The organism is Deltaproteobacteria bacterium (genome assembly GCA_016219225.1).
In the GTDB taxonomy this organism is placed as follows: Bacteria; Desulfobacterota; RBG-13-43-22; order RBG-13-43-22; family RBG-13-43-22; genus RBG-13-43-22.
Genome location: JACRBX010000165.1, coordinates 1 through 18,373 on the forward strand (window position 1 = coordinate 1; position 18,373 = coordinate 18,373).

18 protein-coding genes and 3 tRNA genes are annotated in these 18,373 nt (G+C 50.5%); 11 read left to right on the forward strand and 10 right to left on the reverse strand.

The genetic code is table 11. The features are described from left to right. From mutL to HY879_14570, 6 genes are all read left to right on the forward strand, one after another. On the forward strand, nucleotides 1-1,777 hold a 1,777-nt coding region (gene mutL / locus HY879_14545; GenBank protein ID MBI5604561.1), incomplete at its 5' end, for a DNA mismatch repair endonuclease MutL. A gap of 115 nt (nucleotides 1,778-1,892) precedes the next feature. Further along, nucleotides 1,893-2,828, forward strand: coding sequence for a tRNA (adenosine(37)-N6)-dimethylallyltransferase MiaA (gene miaA, locus HY879_14550; GenBank protein MBI5604562.1), 936 nt, complete (start codon nucleotides 1,893-1,895; stop codon nucleotides 2,826-2,828). A gap of 4 nt (nucleotides 2,829-2,832) precedes the next feature. Next, the gene (locus tag HY879_14555) at nucleotides 2,833-3,357 is read left to right on the forward strand and encodes a CDP-alcohol phosphatidyltransferase family protein (GenBank protein ID MBI5604563.1); all 525 of its coding nucleotides are present in this window, start codon (nucleotides 2,833-2,835) and stop codon (nucleotides 3,355-3,357) included. 166 nt (nucleotides 3,358-3,523) lie between these two features. Then, nucleotides 3,524-3,598: transfer RNA gene (locus tag HY879_14560), tRNA-Val, on the forward strand. Between the two features lie 69 nt (nucleotides 3,599-3,667). Beyond that, nucleotides 3,668-4,462, forward strand: coding sequence for a glutamate racemase (locus HY879_14565; GenBank protein ID MBI5604564.1), 795 nt, complete (start codon nucleotides 3,668-3,670; stop codon nucleotides 4,460-4,462). 134 nt (nucleotides 4,463-4,596) lie between these two features. Next, the gene (locus HY879_14570) at nucleotides 4,597-5,205 is read left to right on the forward strand and encodes a Uma2 family endonuclease (protein ID MBI5604565.1); all 609 of its coding nucleotides are present in this window, start codon (nucleotides 4,597-4,599) and stop codon (nucleotides 5,203-5,205) included. A 222-nt stretch (nucleotides 5,206-5,427) separates the two neighbouring features. Here the strand turns inward: HY879_14570 and HY879_14575 are convergent, their stop codons facing one another. The 6 genes from HY879_14575 to HY879_14600 all read right to left on the reverse strand — a co-directional run bounded on the left by HY879_14575 (nucleotide 5,428) and on the right by HY879_14600 (nucleotide 11,806). Continuing rightward, on the reverse strand, nucleotides 5,428-5,835 hold the full coding sequence (locus HY879_14575; GenBank protein ID MBI5604566.1) for a 4Fe-4S dicluster domain-containing protein: 408 nt from the start codon (nucleotides 5,833-5,835) through the stop codon (nucleotides 5,428-5,430). Then, nucleotides 5,828-7,000 (reverse strand): homocysteine biosynthesis protein, encoded by a 1,173-nt coding sequence (locus HY879_14580; GenBank protein MBI5604567.1) that lies wholly within the window; start codon nucleotides 6,998-7,000, stop codon nucleotides 5,828-5,830. Before HY879_14580 ends, HY879_14575 begins: the two co-directional genes overlap by 8 nt. Before the next feature lie 308 nt (nucleotides 7,001-7,308). Continuing rightward, entirely contained in the window at nucleotides 7,309-7,872 is a 564-nt protein-coding gene (locus HY879_14585; GenBank protein ID MBI5604568.1) for a hypothetical protein, read from the reverse strand. 322 nt (nucleotides 7,873-8,194) lie between these two features. Beyond that, complete coding sequence (locus HY879_14590; protein MBI5604569.1) at nucleotides 8,195-9,574, reverse strand: sigma-54-dependent Fis family transcriptional regulator; 1,380 nt, start codon at nucleotides 9,572-9,574, stop codon at nucleotides 8,195-8,197. After that, nucleotides 9,571-10,884: a dihydroorotase gene (locus HY879_14595; GenBank protein MBI5604570.1), complete on the reverse strand. Its 1,314-nt coding sequence runs from the start codon at nucleotides 10,882-10,884 to the stop codon at nucleotides 9,571-9,573. The genes HY879_14590 and HY879_14595 overlap by 4 nt, the downstream gene beginning before the upstream one ends. Then, on the reverse strand, nucleotides 10,868-11,806 hold the full coding sequence (locus tag HY879_14600) for an aspartate carbamoyltransferase catalytic subunit (GenBank protein MBI5604571.1): 939 nt from the start codon (nucleotides 11,804-11,806) through the stop codon (nucleotides 10,868-10,870). The genes HY879_14595 and HY879_14600 overlap by 17 nt, the downstream gene beginning before the upstream one ends. 418 nt (nucleotides 11,807-12,224) lie before the next feature. On the opposite strand from HY879_14600, the gene HY879_14605 reads away from it, so the two are divergent. Genes HY879_14605 through HY879_14620 form a run of 4 tightly spaced genes read left to right on the forward strand, consistent with a single transcriptional unit; the run spans nucleotide 12,225 to nucleotide 14,943 of the window. After that, nucleotides 12,225-13,079 (forward strand): pantoate--beta-alanine ligase, encoded by an 855-nt coding sequence (locus HY879_14605; GenBank protein ID MBI5604572.1) that lies wholly within the window; start codon nucleotides 12,225-12,227, stop codon nucleotides 13,077-13,079. After that, complete coding sequence (locus HY879_14610; protein MBI5604573.1) at nucleotides 13,076-13,435, forward strand: aspartate 1-decarboxylase; 360 nt, start codon at nucleotides 13,076-13,078, stop codon at nucleotides 13,433-13,435. The genes HY879_14605 and HY879_14610 overlap by 4 nt, the downstream gene beginning before the upstream one ends. A 15-nt stretch (nucleotides 13,436-13,450) precedes the next feature. Further along, nucleotides 13,451-14,083: a DUF502 domain-containing protein gene (locus tag HY879_14615; GenBank protein ID MBI5604574.1), complete on the forward strand. Its 633-nt coding sequence runs from the start codon at nucleotides 13,451-13,453 to the stop codon at nucleotides 14,081-14,083. A gap of 26 nt (nucleotides 14,084-14,109) precedes the next feature. After that, a complete protein-coding gene (locus tag HY879_14620; GenBank protein MBI5604575.1) occupies nucleotides 14,110-14,943 on the forward strand; it encodes a lysophospholipase in 834 nt (277 codons plus the stop codon). A gap of 53 nt (nucleotides 14,944-14,996) precedes the next feature. On the opposite strand, the gene HY879_14625 is transcribed toward HY879_14620, so the two are convergent. From HY879_14625 to HY879_14640, 4 genes are all read right to left on the reverse strand, one after another. Continuing rightward, a complete protein-coding gene (locus HY879_14625; GenBank protein MBI5604576.1) occupies nucleotides 14,997-15,602 on the reverse strand; it encodes a lactate utilization protein in 606 nt (201 codons plus the stop codon). Then, a complete protein-coding gene (locus HY879_14630) occupies nucleotides 15,586-16,950 on the reverse strand; it encodes an iron-sulfur cluster-binding protein (protein MBI5604577.1) in 1,365 nt (454 codons plus the stop codon). Before HY879_14630 ends, HY879_14625 begins: the two co-directional genes overlap by 17 nt. After that, complete coding sequence (locus tag HY879_14635; GenBank protein ID MBI5604578.1) at nucleotides 16,925-17,692, reverse strand: (Fe-S)-binding protein; 768 nt, start codon at nucleotides 17,690-17,692, stop codon at nucleotides 16,925-16,927. The genes HY879_14630 and HY879_14635 overlap by 26 nt, the downstream gene beginning before the upstream one ends. Nucleotides 17,693-17,912: 220 nt before the next feature. Further along, nucleotides 17,913-17,988 (reverse strand) — tRNA-Ala (locus HY879_14640). Between the two features lie 147 nt (nucleotides 17,989-18,135). Between HY879_14640 and HY879_14645 the strand changes: the two genes are divergently transcribed. Beyond that, nucleotides 18,136-18,223 (forward strand) — tRNA-Leu (locus tag HY879_14645). The last annotated feature ends 150 nt before the right edge of the window (nucleotides 18,224-18,373 follow it).

Genomic DNA, 18,373 nt, shown 5'->3' on the forward strand with positions numbered 1-18,373 from the left:
AATCAATCAAATCGCGGCCGGTGAAGTCGTTGAAAGACCGGCTTCGGTGGTCAAAGAATTATTGGAAAATTCCGTTGATGCCGGGGCCACCGACATCCGCATCGATATCATCCAATCCGGGAGGTCTTCTATCCGGGTAACGGATAACGGCCGGGGGATGTCCAAAGAAGACCTGCTCCTGGCCATCGAGCGTCATGCTACCAGTAAAATCCGGGCCTATGCCGATTTAATGTCCCTGAAGTCGATGGGTTTCAGAGGAGAGGCCCTGCCCAGCATCGCCGCGGTCAGCCGGATGACTATCCTTTCCATTCCATTAGGGGAAGTTTCCGGCTATCGTCTGGAGATCTGGGGAGGGAAGAAAATAGGCCTGGAAGAAACCGGAGGGGCTTCCGGGACGATCATAGAAGTCATGGATCTTTTCTATAATACCCCGGCGCGGATGGCCTTTTTAAAAACGCCCAGGGTCGAATGGAGCCAGATACAGACGGCCCTGGAGCGGGTGGCCCTGGGATTCCCGGCCCTTCGATTTGATCTGACCCATAATGGAAAAAAGATCCTGCAGCTTTTTCCTGCCCAAGACAAGCTTCTACGTCTTCAGGAATTATGGGGCCCGGAAAAAACCAGCGGATTGATCCCCGTGGATTTAACAGAAGACCAGATCCGGATCAAAGGTTTTATCTCTCCGCCCCATTTCCATCAAAACACTTCGAAAAATGTCGCCTTTATGGTCAATCAGCGATGGGTCCGCAGCCCCCTTTTGTACCCCTTGATCCTCCGGGCTTATGCCGGTATGATTCCATCGGGTCGTTTTCCGATAACGGCCCTTTGGATGGAAATCTCTCCGGAATTGATTGATGTCAATATTCATCCCACCAAACAAGAGGTGCGTTTCAGTCAAACCGCCTGGATTCAAACCCTGGTGGGTAAGGCCCTTGGGCAGGCCTTGAAATCCCATATACCTAAACCAGGGGGAATGGAGCAAGATTTTCGCTATCAAACTTGGGCACAAGGTCAAACCGAACCTTTCCTTTTTAGAGATGGCCCGAGAGTGCCATACCTTATTTCTCCAACCCGGGAAGAGGACCCAAGACCTTCTCTATTCGATGCAGACCGGCAAAGCCTTTTTCGAGAACCCAAGACCGACTCCTTTCCGGATAACCCGCCGGTTGAAGCGCCGCAGACGGATCAGGAAGGGGCCTTTTCCCGGTTAACCCTGATAACCCAGCTTCAAGGGACTTATCTGGTCGCCTTAATGGATCGCGGCTTGGTTTTAATCGATCAGCATGCCGCCCATGAACGGGTGCTGTATGATCGATATCTGAATCAATGGCAGGCCGGCGGGGTCTCTTCTCAATACCTGGTCGTTCCTATCCTGATTGAACTTCCTCTTGGTTGGACCATCGATCTTGAATCAATCCAGACGGAGTTGGGCGGCTTTGGGTTCGAAATAACTTCAGCCGGGGGAAAAAGCTTGTGGATAAAATCCATACCCGTTGGGATAAGCCTGGAGCAAGCGGAAAGGGCCTTAAAGGAAATATTGGAGGAAATAAAGGCCGAGGGCGTTTTGTCGAATCCAGAGGATATATCAAAACCCATGTTAAAACTCCTGGCCTGCCATACAGCGATCCGGGCCGGGCAGGTTTTGAGCCTGGAAGAAATGAAATCCTTGTTGAATCAATTGGACCAAACCGAAAGTCCTTCTCATTGCCCCCATGGCCGTCCCCTCTGGATATTGGTGTCCTGGGAAGAGATTGAAAAGCGGTTCAAACGGAAATGAAGTTGCAAGTTGCAAGAGACAGGGGGCGGGGGTCAGGGGTCGGGGATCGGGGGGCAGGGGAGATTTTTTTCAATTCCGAAATCCGAATTCCGCAATCCGCAATCGCCCCGGTCTTATGTCAATGAAAGCGGACCGCCCCAAATTAGTCTTTATCACCGGGCCGACGGCGGTCGGAAAATCTGGATTGGGGCACCGACTGGCCCGGGAGGTGGGGGGAGAAATCATCAACGCCGATTCCATGCAGGTCTACCGTTATATGGACATCGGCACAGCCAAACCGGCCCTGACAGAAAGAAAAGAAGTCCCTTATCATCTCATCGATATTGTCGATCCCGACCAGCCCTTTGATGCCTCTGAGTTCAGAAGACGGGCCCAGTCCATCATTCGGGAACTCCACCTCCGCAGGACCCCGATCCTGGTCATCGGAGGGACCGGCCTCTATCTGAGGATTTTGCAAAGGGGGATTTTTTCCTGTCCCAAGCCCGATGTCGAGATCCGGGAAAGGTGGAGAAAAGCATCTCAGATCCAGGGAGCGGACTTTCTTTGGGAGACCTTGAAAAAAAAAGACCCTCTGGCCGCCGAACGGATTCATCCCCGGGATACCTTTCGGTTGATCCGGGCCCTGGAGGTTTTGGAATTGACCGGCCGCCCCATCTCGGATTGGCAACAATGGGATCTGAAAGTCGAGACTGATTATGAGATCCTCTGGATCGGTCTTTCCCTGGATCGCCAGGCCCTTTACCGGCAGATTAATCTCAGGGCGGAAAAGATGATGGCCCAGGGGTTTCTTGGGGAGGTCCAGGGACTTCTTGACAGGGGATACTCCGCTGAATTAAAGTCTATGAACTCCCTGGGCTATCGGCATATGATCGGGGTGTTACAAGGCAAGTGGGAATTGAAAGAGGCCCTGGAACTTTTGAAGAGGGATACCCGCCGTTATGCCAAGAGACAATTGACCTGGTTAGGCCGGGAAACCAATTTGAACTGGTTTTCTGCTGAAGAATTTGATAGTATTCGTTTTAAAGTAATCGATTATTTTAATCAACCGTGAGACCATGTCTATCCCCAACTGGATTACCCTGATACGTATTGTCCTGATCCCTTGGTTCGCCATTCTGCTGATCAACGGTTCTTTTAACCAAGCCTTATGGGTTTTTGCCGGAGCAGCGGTGACTGATGGATTGGATGGACTGACGGCGCGCTGGTTTTCCCAAAAGACCCGTCTGGGGTCTTTTTTAGACCCCATCGCCGATAAAATGTTATTGTCTACGGCCTATATCGCCCTGGCCGTTTTGAAGGAGATACCGGTTTGGCTGGCCGTGATTGTCATCAGCCGGGATGTGGTGATCCTGTTGGGGGTCAGTATCCTGGTTCTCAATCAAATTGATTTTGACATTAAACCGACCGTCTATAGTAAGCTGACCACTATTTTTCAACTCCTGTTAATCCTGAGCGTCCTTTCTTCCGGGTATGTGCATTTCGGCTCTGGGGTGAGAGAAATATTGGTCCTGACCACCTTGATTTTTACCGTTTTTTCAGGACTTCATTATATCTATTCCGGCCTCAAGATCTTGGCCTGATTGGTTAGGAATTTGCATTTTGGACGCAGATCGACGCAGATTGTCAAGATTTTGAATATAAAGAATAGTGATCTGCGGGTATCTGCGTAAATCAGCGTCCTTTAATTAATGAAGCGGTTTTTTCTTGACACCGACGGGTATAATTGTTTAAACATAACCAACACACAGGCACGTAGCTCAGGGGGAGAGCGCTACCCTGACACGGTAGAGGTCATGGGTTCAAAACCCATCGTGCCTACCATAAAAAACAAGGAGTTAGCTGTTTTGAGTTAGCTCCTTTTTTATTTGGAAAGGATGACGGGTAAATGGCATGATCGGTATTTTTGATTCGGGTATCGGCGGTTTAACGGTAGTGCGGGAGATTTTGGAAAAACTTCCCCGCTATCGGATCGTCTATTTCGGCGATACGGCCCGCAGCCCTTACGGGACCAAGAGCCAGAAAACAATCATAGACTATTCTATAGAAGATACGGAATTTCTTTTATCCCAGGGGGCCAAGATTATTATCGTGGCCTGCAACTCGGCTTCCTCGGTGGCATTTGAAACCTTAAGGCAACGATTTGCCATCCCGATTTTTGAGGTGATCCGTCCGGCTGTTGAAAAGACCCTTCGGCTGACTCAAAAAAAAAGGGTGGGGGTGATTGGAACCCGGGCCACGATCGGCAGCGGGATTTATGAAAGGTTGCTGAAAGAGGCCCAACCCGGGATTGAGGTCTTTTCCCAGGCCTGTCCATTACTCGTGCCCTTGGTGGAAGAAGGCTGGCTGAAAAGACCGGAGACCAAGCAGATCGTCCGGAAATACCTCTTTTCTCTAAAGATGAAGCAATTGGATACCCTGGTCCTGGGATGCACCCATTATCCGTTACTTAAATATATTATCCAGGTCAAAATGGGCAAGAGGGTCCGGGTGATTGACTCTTCGCAGGAAGTGGCCCTTTGGGTAAAGGAATATTTAGAGCAGAATCCCTCAGTGGCTGAAAGTTTAACGCCTATCGACCGGTCTGAAGGGCACCATTTTTTTGTCTCTGATCTGACCCCGAATTTTGAACAGATTGCCCGGAATTTTCTGGGCCGGCCGATTACGTTAGAATTGGCTAAAAGATGAGGGGGAACAAGTGACGGGGGACGGGGTAAAGGCAAAAGGAGCCATCCGGTAAAAGAAAAAGGACTGGATTTGGATTGACTCTTTAAAAGACAGCCGGTACACTTATCCACAAACAGGAAGAAGGGGATAGACTTATGGGGGTTCCGGCAAAAAATGAAGAGCAGCGATTTACCTATGGGGATTATCTGAATTGGTCGGATGATGAACGGTGGGAGTTGATAGACGGGGTCGCCTATAACATGACCCCCGCACCATCCGTCCAACATCAAAGGATAACGGGCGAATTATTCAGACAACTCGCTAATTATCTTCAAGGAAAACCCTGCGAGGTTTTTATCGCGCCCTTTGATGTCCGGCTCCCTCGGAGAGAAGAAAAAGATGAAGATATCGATACGGTGGTTCAACCGGATATCCTGGTCATCTGCGACCCGGGGAAATTAGATGAAAAAGGTTGCCGTGGCGGTCCGGATCTGGTCGTCGAGGTGGTTTCTCCTTCAACGGTGCAAAAGGATCTCAAGATTAAGTTGGGTCTTTACGAACGGGTTGGGGTAAAGGAATATTGGATTTTTCACCCTTCGGATGAAACCGTTATGGTTTTTACCCTGGGCCAGAACGGCAGATATGGCCGGCCGGAAATTCTGACCAAAGAGGACAGGCTGAAAACCAGCCTCTTTGATGAGCTAGCCATAGATCTAAATCTGATCTTCAGTCCTAAAGGAGATTCTTCGACACCGGATGCTTGATGATGAAAAGGGGAGGCTATAGGCAATGGGCTATAGGTAAGAAGGAAGTAATTTTTTACTCTTTGTCCTCGCGCCTCGTCCTCATGCCTCGGGGGGCACCACGAAGCATAAAAATACCGCCGTCGTAGGGGCGGGTTTTAATCCCGCCCCTACGGAGCTTCAATGGAAGCGAATTTTTCAAATTCCGAAATCCGAAATCCGAAATCGGAGTCTATTTTCGTATTAAAACTGAATCTCCATGGCTTTATAGGTGCAGACCGGCAGGCAGGCTTCGCAAATGATGCATCGTTCCTTTTGGAAGGAGACCTTCATATCCTCCCGGTTCACGGTCAGGGCCTGGGTGGGACAATGGGGAATGCAGGCCGTGCAATGGGAACATCGTTCTTTGATGTGCCGTACTTCCTGGGCCAAAGGTTCCACCTGGATCCCGATTTTTTTTAGATAGTCCAACCCATTGGCCACAGCCTCCCGACTGCCATTTAACTCGATCACCAATCGCCCTTCTACCTTGGGTCGGACCGTGGCCTTCAGGATATTGATCATGCAGTCATAATTTTTGATGAGGTTATAGGTAACCGGCTCTTCTACGAGGGCCGGGGGAAAGGTTAAGATAACCTTTTTTTTAGCCATGAAGGTCTCCTCCCGGCAGCGGCGCCACCGGTTCGGTCAAAAGGAATTTTCCTTTAAGAAGCCAGCGTTTTAAGGTTTCAGCCAATTCCCGGGCCTTCAGATAACTGGATAACCCGCCGGTGGGGATTTCTTTATTCTGTAAGGATATCTTGCCTGATTTCAACTCCGCATAATTAACCTCACCCAGGATTTTCCCTGTACCTTGCGGATAGTCCTGGCTGTAATCCACAATTCTGGTCCAGATCTCTTCATCCCGGACAGAGGTCAGGATGGCCATTTCTTCATCCAAAATGGGGATGGGGATCCCGAGCCCCACGGCCAGAGTAGTGCCGTACCCGGTAAATGAAACCCCTCGAAGCCATTGGGCACTCATTTGCTTTAAATCCCCCATGACCGCTATTGTTCCGGCCGGACCTCGCGGCACTTTATTTTTTCCCCTGGGGACCGAGGGGTTGTGTTGGGTTCCGGGCCAGCAGACATAGCCGATCCCGCCTCCCAGAAATATCCTGGTTCCTATCCCGATGGTCCGATACAGGGGATCGTTCAATAAGGGGGAAAGCTGACCGGCACTGCAATAGTTGGCGTTTCCCATTTTAGGACGTAAGACCCCCATATAGGTATAAATCACTTTGTTGGAAAGATTAACCGCCACGTTATAATTCTGATAGCCGTTGCGGGGATTAAACATGACGGCATCATTGAAATCTTTCAGGAAGAGTTTTGTTTCTCTTTTTTTCATGGGGTAGCAATCCGTTCCATAACCGGTCCCGGAAAAGGTCACGCTTTTCCCGGAAACCAGGTCTTCGATGACATGGGCCCCTCCATAGAGAAATTGACCGGGAAAGACGGCATTCCTGGGATCATCATCCGGTAAAGCGTTTGCCCCGAGATAGATGTCCGCAGCGGCAAATCCGGTATAAACGGGAACATTGTTCAGGGTAGCCTTCCCCCCCCCCAACTTCATCCGGGGAATCGGTTGGGCGATATTGAAATAAGCCCCTGAGGAACACATGGGACTGAAGGTGCCGGTGGTGACCACATCGACTTCTTCGGCGACTTTTTTGGCCCCCTTTTTTTGGGTAAGCTCAATAATTTCTTCAGCGGTCACCACAACCGCTTTCCCTTTTTTGATCTTTTCATTGATTTCAGCAATGGTCTTGCTCATGGTCGAACCCCTCGGGAAAAAATTTCCAATCCCATACTATACATTAAATCTATCCCAACCCGGACCAGCCGGAACCAAAATTGGATATACGAAACATGTTAAATGCCTTGGCTGGTTCCGGGTTAACGGCCTATTCTTTAATAAATTCTATCCATTTTGCGTAGAATTTTATTTTTAAGTAACCAAGGTATATTCTCGCTTTTGATGGATGATGTCAAGAGGAGAAATGGGCTTGCCCCCCTTCACTTTCATATAACTATTGAAATAGACATGTTGCCTGAAAGTGAAGGGGGGCAAGGAGAAATGGGTTATTTGGGCGGGGGAAGGAGGTACGTTTTAATCAGCCTCTGGGTATCTTCCGGATTGAGTTCCACAACCCGCCAGAACCCTTCCTGCTTGCGCATACCCATACGCAACTGATCTTTGTCCTGTTTCAGGGTTACCAGGGCGGAATCCTCTTTTACTTTAAAATGGGCCAGGGTGAGGAGCAGAAAAGAAGAGGGCAGGGTGGGATTCTTCGGGTTTTCCAGAAAGGTGCGGAGTTGCTGGATGACCAGATCACTTAACCCTTTGTTGATTTCCGGTGTTAATTGAATTTTTATTTCTCCCAAAGGACCGGGGAGTTTCCCTAAAGAACCGGAGGTGTTCAGGGAAGAAAGCAAGGCGGATAAAGACCCTGAAATCTGCTGACTGAGAATGGATTCCACATCGACATAGCTTAGAAAAGTATTGATGTCTCTATTTTTCAGCCCGGCCCCAATTTGATACAGGGCATAATAAGGGGTTCCTTGGAACCATCGATAGCCAAGGCCGGCCCCAAAGGCCAGGAAAACGACTAAGCCTATCAGGATTAAATTTCGATTGGTTTTCATTGATAACTTTTAGGGAAAAATGTTCAACGTTCAACGTTCAAGGTTCAAAGTTCAACATTCAGCGAAACTACTTTTTATCCATGTGGCATTAGGAGGTTGTGCCAAATGGGGATTTTGTTTTAATAACAAAAAAGGGAGAAAAACTCAAATTTAATGTTTCAATATTGATGCATTCGTAAAAAGTCCAAAAGCACCGATTTACGTCATTCCCGTGAAAACGGGAATCCAGTGTTTTTAATTAGTTACAAATAGCCTGGATTCCCGCCTGCGCGGGAATGACGAGTTTTTACGAGACCATGAACCATGAACCTTGAACCGATTTTTATTCCGTCTCCATCCCATGTTTCAACATCCTATACCGCAGGGAACGCAGGTTGATTTTCAGTAAAGCGGCGGCCCGCTGTTTATTCCCAAAACTTTTTTGCAGGGCCTGAAGGATCAGGTTTTTTTCCAGGGCGTCCAGGGCTTGATCCAGATCCAATCCTTCTGCAGGAAGATTGGTGGCGGAGACGGACTTCCCTGAGGTAGTCAGCCCTTTATAAGCGGCCAGGGTCAGGCTTTCGGGAAGGATAATCGTAGACCGTTCCATGGCCACCGACCGTTCAATAATATTTTCCAGTTCACGGACATTTCCCGGGAAGTGATATTGAGAAAGGATCTTAAGGGCATAGGAGGATATCTTTCGAATCTCTTTTCCGAGAATCCTGGCATATTTTTCCAGAAAGAAGTTGGCCAGAGCGGGGATATCTTCCGGCCTTTCCCGTAAGGGAGGGAGATGGATCGAGATGACATTGATTCGATAAAACAGATCCTCTCGAAAACGCCTTTCCATAACTTCATTTTCTAACTCCCGGTTAGTGGCACAGATAACCCGGACATCTACGGAGTGTTCATGGGTTTCTCCCAAAGGGAGAAAAGCCTTTTCCTGGAGCAGGCGCAGGATTTTGACCTGCAGATTGGGGGAAAGTTCCCCGATTTCGTCTAAAAACAGGGTACCCTTCTGGGCTGTCTCCACTAACCCCATTTTGTGGGTCGTGGCCCCGGTAAAGGCCCCTTTCCGATACCCGAATAACTCGCTCTCGATCAGGGTTTCCGGCAGTCCGGCACAGGAAATCGTTATAAAAGGCTGGTCTTTGCGGGGACTGTTTTCATGGATGGATCGGGCCACCAATTCTTTTCCGGTCCCGGACTCTCCGGTAACCAAAACATTGCTGATCACCTGGGCGGCTTTCAATATCAGGTCAAAGACCTTTTTCATTTGAGGACTTTGTCCGACCATCGGTCTTGAAGCAGGAAAAAGGAAGGCGGTTTTTTCTTCGGTCGGAGAGGGTCCCCCTTCGGCCTTGGAGAGGGCATCCTTGAGAACCTGCTTCAATTCCTGATTGTTAAAGGGTTTTGGGAAAAAATCGTAGGCCCCTTCGTTCATGGCCTCCATGGCCGTTTCCTGGTTGGCGTAGGCTGAAATCATGATAACTTCCGTTTGAGGGCGCCGGGCCTTGATCTCCTTTAACAGGGTCAGCCCGTCCATGGGGCGCATGCGAATATCGGTCAAGACAACGGAGAAAGGGGTTTTCTTGAAAAGCTCCAGCGCCTCCGGGCCGCTGGCGGCGGTAGCGACCAGATATCCCTCCCGGGTGAGGAGGATCTCTAACATCTCTCGCAAACTTTGTTCGTCGTCAACGACTAAGATGGCGGGAGTCATAGATCCGAAGTCGGCGCCATTTGATTGTAGACTATCCGGCCTTCGACCATGGTCAGCACTGCCTGGCCTTTCAGCTTCCAGCCGTGAAAAGGAGAATTCTTGCTTTTGGAGCGAAAGGAATGGATATCGACCTGGAACTCAAGCTCCGGGTCGATAATAGTTAAGTGAGCCGGACCGGATCGTTGAAGCCCGCCAAAACCGTTTAATTTTAAAATGCGGGCCGGTCCCTGGGTCAACTTGGCAATGGCCTGGGGGAAGGTCAGGATGCCTAAGTGCATCAGGTTCAGGGTGAGGGGCAGGGTGGTTTCCAGGCCTACGATTCCCATAGCCGCCAGATCGAATTCCACCTCTTTTTCCAGGGGACTATGAGGGGCATGATCCGAGGCAATAACATCGATGGTCCCGTCTTTGAGCCCTTTTTGTACAGCCCAAAGGTCCTCTTTGGTCCTCAAGGGAGGGTTCATTTTGGCCTGGGTATCAAAGCCGATAACGGCTTCCTCGGTCAGAGAGAAATAATGTGGTGCCGTTTCGGCCGAGACGGGAAGTCCTTTTTTCTTGGCGTCGCGGACCAATTGGACCGATGCGGCCGTGCTGACATGGGCAATATGCAGGGGATTCTGGGTCATCTGGCAGATCTGGATGTCCCGGTAAACCATGGTTTCTTCAGCCGCCGAGGGGATGCCGTGCAGCCCTAACCAGGTTGAGGTCGGGCCTTCATGCATGACTCCGGGACGGCTTAAAAAAAGGTCTTCACAATGGGAGATGATGGGTAACTCAAAGGCCCGGGCATATTCCATGGCCCGCCGCATCAACTGGCTGTTCATAACCGGATGGCCGTCATCGGAGAGGGCCACGACCCCGGCGTTTTTCAGTTCCCCGTATTCTGCCAGGGCTTCTCCTTTCAGGCCAGGGCTGATGGCCCCTATGGGAAAGACCCTGGCCAGCCGGGCTTCTCTGGCTTTGTGCAGGATATATTCCGTAACCGCCTGGGTATCGTTGACGGGCAGGGTGTTGGCCATACAGGCCACAGCCGTGAATCCGCCGGCTACCGCTGCCTGGGTACCGGTCAGGATGGTTTCTTTATATTCATATCCGGGTTCCCTTAAATGGGTATGCATATCAATCAACCCCGGTGTGATGACCAATCCTTCGGCCGGTATAACCCGGAAATCGGAAAAAGTCGTTGCGTTTCTCTTCGGCGGAACGGGTTGCAGATCCAGGATTTTTCCCTGATGAATATAAATATCCATCAGGTCGTCCACTTGGTTCTGCGGGTCGATAACCCGGCCTCCTCTAATCAGCCATTTCACTTTTTTTTCCTCCTAAGAGCAAATAGAGGAGGGCCATCCGGATGGCCACTCCATTAGTCACCTGGTCGAGTATCACGGAATAGGGCCCATCCGCCAATTCGGGGTGGAGCTCCACTCCCCGGTTAATCGGACCGGGATGCATAATAATGACATCCCGCTTGGCCTTTTTCATGGCCTCCGGGTTTAAGCCGAAAAACCGGGAATATTCGCGAAGGCTGGGAAAGAGCATTTGCTTTTGTCTTTCCAACTGGACCCGCAACATCATGATTACATCGGCCCAGGCCACGGCCTCCTCGATACGATAGGTTACCCCTACTCCCATGGAGTCGATAAAAGGGGGGATCATGGTCGGTGGTCCGGCTACCATAACCTGGGCACCCATGGTTTTCAGGCCGATGATATTGGATCGGGCCACCCGGCTGTGGGCAATATCCCCGATAATGGCTATCTGCTGCCCTTCAATACGGCCTTTTTTCTCCCGGATAGTCATCAGGTCCAGGAGGGCCTGGGTGGGATGTTCGTGCATCCCGTCCCCGGCGTTGATGATCGAAGGTTTGATCATCCGGGAAAGGAGATGGGGGGCACCGGCCATGGAATGGCGGATGACGATGACATCCGGGTTCATAGCCTCCAAATTTCTGGCCGTATCGGTCAGGGTTTCCCCTTTAACCAAAGAACTGGTACTGGAAGAAAGACCGACCGTATCGGCGCTGAGGCGTTTGGCGGCAATTTCAAAGGAGGTCCGGGTCCGGGTGCTGGGTTCATGAAAAAAGTTGACGACGGTTTTTCCCCGAAGGGTGGGAACCTTTTTGATATCTCTGAAAGAGATTTCCTTCAGGGATTCGGCCGTGGTCAGAATGGTCTCGATTTCTTCACGGGTCAGCCCTTTAATACCCAGTAGGTGATGGCGGTTAAATTTCATAACTTTTCCTTATCTATAAGGTAAAAAAAACCCCCTCGTCTTTCGGCAACGAGGGGGTCTTTCAAAGACCGGTGATATAAAACCCAGGGCATTACCACTCCTTATTTATGAGAATATGGCAGGGGTGCCTAATTTGAATCATCTCAAGGTTAACTCTTATATGTAGCATTGAGGTTTGAAATGTCAAGAAAGTTTTTTAACCCCCTGGGCCAAAAGTAAAAAAATATTCTTGACGATCATAGGATTGGATGATAAAAAAGAATTCAGTTGTTATAAAAATTAAATAAGTAAAAGGTTGCTTGGATCCGACAGGGTTGGACTGAGACTTCCATCAAGGACCGCGATGAGCCTCTGGAGGAAGTCCAGGGGCTTTTTTTGTTGGTCGCCAGGGGCTTTTTTGTTCGCCGAATGATAACTAATGGAAATAATAAAAAATATTGAGGAAATGCAATCCCGGGCCGAAGAGACTCGACGGTCCGGGAAAAAGATTGCCCTGGTCCCGACTATGGGAGCCCTTCACGAAGGACATTTGGCTTTGATGGAATACGGCCAGAAAAAGGCCGATTGGTTGGTGGTCAGCATTTTTGTCAATCCCCTCCAATTTGGTCCCAAGGAGGATTTCGCCAAATACCCCAGGGACCTGGAAAGGGACAGCCGATTGACGGGGGGAAAAGGGGTGGATATTATTTTTTCCCCTGAAGCCGAGCGCTTTTACCCCGAGTTTTTCCAGACCTATGTGAACGTCGAAAAAATCACCCAGGGCCTTTGCGGAGCCAGCCGTCCCGGACACTTCCGGGGTGTTACCACCGTAGTCTGCAAACTGTTTCATATTGTCAAACCCCACTTCGGGATTTTCGGGCAAAAAGATTATCAACAATGGATCGCCATTCGGCAAATGGCGGACGATTTGAATATGGATGTCGAAGTAGTCGGCATACCGACCATCCGGGAGTCCGACGGTCTGGCCATGAGCTCCCGCAATATCTACCTTTCCCCTGAAGAAAGGATTTCGGCCCGCTCCCTTTCCCTGGCCTTGAAGGAAGCCCAAACCCTTTTTCGGAAGGGGGAAAGAAAAACGGAAGTCCTGTTGACCCAGGCCATACAGTCGATCGGACAACATCCGGATACCCGTATTGATTATGCCAAGATCTGCCACCCTCGGACCCTTGAAGAATTAACGGTCATCAAGGACCGGGGTGTTTTTGCCCTGGCAGTCTGGGTGGGCGCTACCCGCCTGATAGATAATTGTTTATTGGAGGAAAACCAGCCATGACCAGAACTTTAATGAAGTCGAAGATCCATCGAGCCACTATTACAGAAAGTAATCTCCATTATGAGGGGAGTATGACCATTGATCAAGACCTGATGGAGGCCGCCGATATCATTCCGTATGAGCAAATTCAGGTTTATAACGTTGCCAATGGGGAGCGGTTCGCTACCTATGCCCTGGAAGGTCCCAGAGGCTCAGGGGTGATTTGTTTAAACGGGGCAGCAGCCCGCAAGGGGGTGGTGGGAGACCTCGTTATAATCGCCACCTATGCCGGCCTGGAGGAAAAGGAGCTGAAGACCTTTAAACCCAAAATCGTCATGGTAGACTCCCGAAACCGCCGCCGGCTCAAAGCGGCCTAAAGGGAAGCTGAATTAATGAAGTTCAAAGCCTGGTTGAAGACCTATCTTCTAACCGGATTAATCGTTGTCGTTCCGATCACCATCACCATTTATATCATTCAGGCCCTGATCGGGGTCATGGATGAGTTCCTGACTTTTCTTCCCGAGGCCTATCATCCCGATACCCTTATGGGATTTCATCTGCCCGGGTTGGGTCTGGTCCTGGTGAGCATTTTAGTTTTTCTGGTCGGACTTCTGACCCGAAATTATTTCGGTAATAAAGTGGTCGGTTTATGGGACCAGATGGTCGGGCGGATCCCGGTGGTCCGAAATATTTATCAGGCCATCAAACAAATCACAGAGGCGGTCTGCAGTAATACCGGGAGTCATTTTAAACAGGTGGTCATGCTGGAGTTTCCCCGGCCGGGTTTGTATTCCCTTGGGTTTCTGGCCGGTCCGGCCAAAGGGGAATTTGAATCCAGGGCCGGTCAGGCCATCATGAATATTTTTATCCCCTGTACCCCCAACCCGACTACCGGCTATTACGTCCTGGTCCCGGAAAAGGATCTGATATTTCTGGATATCAGTGTGGAAGAAGGGTTTAAGCAGATCATCTCCGCCGGGTTGGTGTCTCCGAATCAGGTTCCGAATGGACAATGCCAAACTTAAACTTGTCTTTTTAAATTAAGAGGAAAATGGAGCATCAAGAAGGATTTTTCAAGGGCTGTGGGGATGTCAGGCATTATTACCAAGGCTGGTTCCCGGAAAGGGAGCCCAAAGCCATACTCGTCATAGTCCACGGGTTGGCCGAGCACAGCGGTCGGTATAGGAACCTGGTCAATTATTTTGTTCCCCTGGGTTATGCCGTTTATGGAATGGATCATTTGGGCCATGGCCAATCGGATGGACTGCGGGTCTACGTGAAACAGTTTGAAGATTTCACAAATACCCTCAAAATTTACCTTGACCTGGTAAGGGAATGGCATCCCGATAAGCCGATATTTCTGGTCGGGCACAGCATGGGCGGATTAATAGGCGCCCTGTTTCTGCTTGATCACCAGGCCGACCTGACCGGAGCAGTCCTTTCCGGACCGGCGGTCAAAATATCCGACCAGATTCCGGCGGCGATTATTTTTATCGGCAAGGTACTTTCAAGCCTCATGCCAAAGTTGGGATTGGTCGGGTTAAAGGCCGACGGGATATCCCGCGATCCGGCGGTGGTCGAGGCCTATCTCAGCGACCCCCTGGTCCATAACGGCAAAACCACGGCCAGGCTGGCCGCTGAAATGGTCAAGGCCATGGGGCAGGTCACCGCAGAGGCCGCTAAAATTACCCTGCCGATCCTGGTTGTCCAGGGAGGTGCCGACAAGCTGATCAATCCCGCCGGCGCCCAAATGTTATATGACCTGGTCAAATCCGTTGACAAGAAGCTCATAATCTATGACGGTTTTTACCATGAAGTATTCAATGAGCCGGAACATGCCCGGGTTTTAAGCGATGTTAAGATGTGGCTGGAAGGGCGAATATAAGAAGGGGCAAGTGAAGCGTTCGGCGTGCTTCAGGCGGAAGGATAGCTAATCCCTCAAGCCCCTGCCGTGGGGAAAAGCAGGGTTACCACGTGTAATTCTTTGGGCCCATGGGCGCCCATGACCAGCTTGAGTTCGATATCGGCCGTCCGGCTGGCGCCGGTAATAAAAATAACGGCGCTTCCCAAAGAAGATAAATTCCCTGCCCGCTTCAATTCATCAAAGAGTTCGTCTAAGGAAGGCAATATCCGCTCCACCGGCAAAAGAACGATGTGGATTGTGGGGGCCAGGGAGACCCAGCGCCCCGAAGATCCGGCTGAAAATAAAACCAGGGTCCCGGTGTCGGCCAGGGCATAATCGGCCCCGCTAATGCCGCAATCGATGGTTCGAACCGCTTCCCAGTCCTTTTCTTTCAGCGCCGCTTTCCGGTCTACGAGGTTCAAGCCTAATAGTTTTTGACCTTCCTTTTGAAGCGCTTCTTCCAAGTTTAAAGCCTGAATCAGGGGACGGTTCTCCAAAGCCACCTTTTCGGAATGGGAATCCAGGAGTAAAGAATCCAGAATTCCGGATAATTCCTCCCGGGAGGCGGCACGATAGGTCTTGGCCTGAAGGGCCTTTAGCTCCTTTTCCAGTTGTTCCAGGATCTCAGTCCGGGTTCTCATCCTGCCACCACTCATGAATGGTTTTTTCCGGAAAAGATGGACCGGAGGGGATTTTATCGGGAAAAATTTTGGCCCCAGTTTTAGCCAGGGCAACAGCGGCCCGATACCAGGAGGGATGGGATTGACAGGCGGCCCAGAGGTTTATAAAAGATTTTTCATAAAAGGTCGCCCCGCCCTGTTCCTGAATCCGTTGGCGCAGTTTTAATAAGAGGTCCGGGAGGGGGATGCGAACCGGGCAAACCCCGGCGCAGGCCCCGCACAAGGTCGAAGCCATGGGCAGGTCTTTGGCCCGGAGCAAGCCCAAAAATTGGGGGACCAGGGTCGCCCCGATGGGCCCACTGTAAACCCAGCCATAGGCATGGCCCCCGATCCGTTGATAAACCGGACAGACATTCAGACACCCGCCGCAGCGCAGGCAAAAAAGGGATGGCCTTAGTTCCGGATCCTTAAGGATTCTGGATCGGCCGTTGTCCAGTAAGACTATGTGGACTTCTTCCGGACCGTCCTCCTCCGCTGGGCGGCCGGGGCCATTAATGAAAGACATATAGGTGGACAGTTTCTGACCCGTAGCGCTTTTGGCCAGGATCTTGAGAAAGACCGCCAGTTCCGATAACCCCGGGATCACTTTCTCTATCCCCACAACGGCCACGTGGAGACGCGGGAAGGTGGTGCACATCCGGGCATTGCCTTCGTTTTCCACGATAACCAGGGTGCCTGTTTCCGCCAGGGCGAAATTGGCCCCGCTGATCCCCATGCCGGCCTGAAAATATTTTTCCCGAAGGAATTCCCGAGCCGCCTGGGTCAATTTTTCCGGCGTATCGAAAAGGGGGACCCCTAATTTTTTAGAAAACAACTCGGCAATCTCTTCCTGGGATTTATGGATGGCCGGGGCAATGATATGGGAGGGGGGCTCCCCGGCTAACTGGACAATAAATTCCCCGAGATCCGTTTCCCAAACCGTTGTCCCGGAATTTTCCAGCTCCTGGTTAAGCCCGATCTCTTCGGTGGTCATGGATTTGCTTTTGACCACCATTTTGATCCCCCGGGAACGGACCAGACCCTGGATATATCGGCGGGCGTCTTCGGCGTCCGGCGAGCGGTGGACCTTGACCCCCAAGGATTGAGCTGATTTTTCCAATTGTTCCAGGTAGGCCTCCAGGTGGTCCATGACTTCGCTCTTGATCCGATGGGCCTGGGTCCTTAAGGCTTCACCTTCGGGCCAGTCGGCAAAGGCCATAGCCCGCATGCGCCCGATGTGCCCGCAGGCCCTGTTTAAGGCCTCCTGCAAGGCCTTATCGCCTAAGGCCTGATCCGCCTGGGTCTTAAATTTTTCGGTTTGTATTTTCATAAATTGGATTCGAAGCCAAAACTTCCACGAGGTGTTTTACGCCTATCGAAATTTTTTGTTCCTTAAGCCGGCGCTGGATCTGCATCAAACATCCCGGATCATTGCTGACAACCCACCGGGCGCCGGTCTTCTGGATGGCCCGGATCTTTTCCAGGCCGATGGCCTCTGAGAGCTTAGGGAATTTTTGAGAGAAAAGCCCTCCAAAGCCGCAGCAGGCTTCGGAGGATTCCATTTCAATCAGGGTCAGTCCCTCCACCCGGGCCAGGAGTTTTCTCGGTTGTTCAAAGATGCCCAGGACCCGGTTGGAATGGCAGGCATCGTGATAGGTGATGGTATAGGGAAAAGAGGCTTTGAGTTTTTCCAAAGGAATAAATTGGATCAGAAACTCCGAGACTTCAAATATTTTTGAGGCGGTTTTTTGGGCCTTGGCCAGCCATTCCGGTTCTTCTGAAAAAATTTCCGGATAATGTTTCCGGACCATGGCCGTGCAGGACCCGGATGGACAGACGATACATTCGGCCGAATCAAAGAGGGTCAGAAACCGCTCGGCCAGGACCCTGGCTTTTTTAATAAAGCCCTGGTTAAAGGCCGGCTGGCCGCAGCAGGTCTGGGCCTGAGGATAGGTCACCTTAAGACCCAGGTCCTTTAAAAGGCCCACCAGATCCCTGGCCGCCTCGGGATAAAAAACATCCATCAGGCAGGGAATAAAAAGGGTCACCGAACTGGGAAGGGCTGCTGCCATGTTTATAAGTTATCACAGAAACAACGGAGAAGAAAAGCTTAATTTTTCGTATCCGTTTGGCTTTTTGAAAAACTATCCTTCGGATAAATAATTGGCCGAGGCCAGGGTTGTTTGGTTCAAGTCCGCCTCTCAGGGGATTGAACCAAAATGATTCTCTAAGCAAATAAAAAAGGGGTAAATCCGCCGCAATTTATGACGGATTAACCCCTATGAATTGTCTTGGTGGAGCTGAACGGGATCGAACCGTCGACCTCTTGACTGCCAGTCAAGCGCTCTCCCAGCTGAGCTACAGCCCCAATGAATAATCAAAAATAAATATCATACCCAATAAAAGAATGTCAATATTTTTTTTCTAAAGCTTTCCAGTTTTTTCATGAACCGGGGGCTTTTTCTGTTGACAGAGTCCATGATTTTTCTTTATAATCCATTCATCAAAATATCGTGCCGGAGTGGTGAAACTGGTAGACGCAGGGGACTCAAAATCCCCCGACCCTCGCGGTCATGTCGGTTCAATTCCGACCTCCGGCACCAATAAAAAGCTATAAAATTAGGGACTTGAGACGATTCATGGTTTTAAGTCCTTTTTCTTTTTGTTCGGCTCCTTAAAATCTCTCCCCATTTCCCGGGCCCCAAACAAAAAGGCCGGTCAGGTTTCCCCCGCCGGCCTTTAAAAAATCCATC